We start from the raw sequence: 555 nt of genomic DNA on the forward strand, positions 1-555 counted from the left end.
ATAATGAATTAACTAATCTAGAGAAAGTAATAATTTCATCTTTAGACCTTTTAGATATAAATAAAAAATTAATTATTATTACTTTTAATTCTTTAGAATCAACTTTAATAAAATCTTTAATTAAAACTAATACTATAAATAAAAAAAAATATAATTTAAAAAAAATATATCCAAATAAAGAAGAACTTATTTTTAATAAAAGTTCACGAAGCGCCACAATGTATGTTATAAAAAAGAGTTAATATTCTTTTATTAAATAATTTAACGCTGATATATATCCATATATTCCTAATCCAGATATCACTGCATTAGCTCTTATAGAAATATAAGATTTTTTTCTAAACTTTTCTCGCTTATATATATTAGATATATGTACTTCTATTATTTTCCCTTTAAAAATATTTAATGCATCTAATATAGATATTGATGTATGACTATACCCCCCTGCATTTATAATAATAGCATTACATTTATTATATGCCCGTTGTATAGTATCTATTATATAACCCTCATGATTAGAATGATAACATTCTATTTCAATTTTAAATTTTATTG

The 555-nt window shown here is 20.0% G+C and carries 2 protein-coding genes; one reads left to right on the top strand and one right to left on the bottom strand.

Annotated features, from left to right (window positions below; genetic code table 11):
* On the top strand, positions 1 to 242 hold a 242-nt coding region (gene mraW, locus IE124_RS34435), incomplete at its 5' end, for a 16S rRNA (cytosine(1402)-N(4))-methyltransferase (RefSeq protein ID WP_189514060.1).
* Here mraW and IE124_RS34440 read toward each other — a convergent pair.
* Positions 239 to 555 (bottom strand): type II 3-dehydroquinate dehydratase (locus IE124_RS34440; protein ID WP_189514063.1); only part of this gene is annotated, 317 nt, incomplete at its 5' end. The genes mraW and IE124_RS34440 overlap by 4 nt on opposite strands.

Origin of the sequence: Streptomyces narbonensis (genome assembly GCF_014649015.1) — a bacterium.
In the GTDB taxonomy this organism is placed as follows: Bacteria; Actinomycetota; Actinomycetes; order Streptomycetales; family Streptomycetaceae; genus Streptomyces; species Streptomyces narbonensis.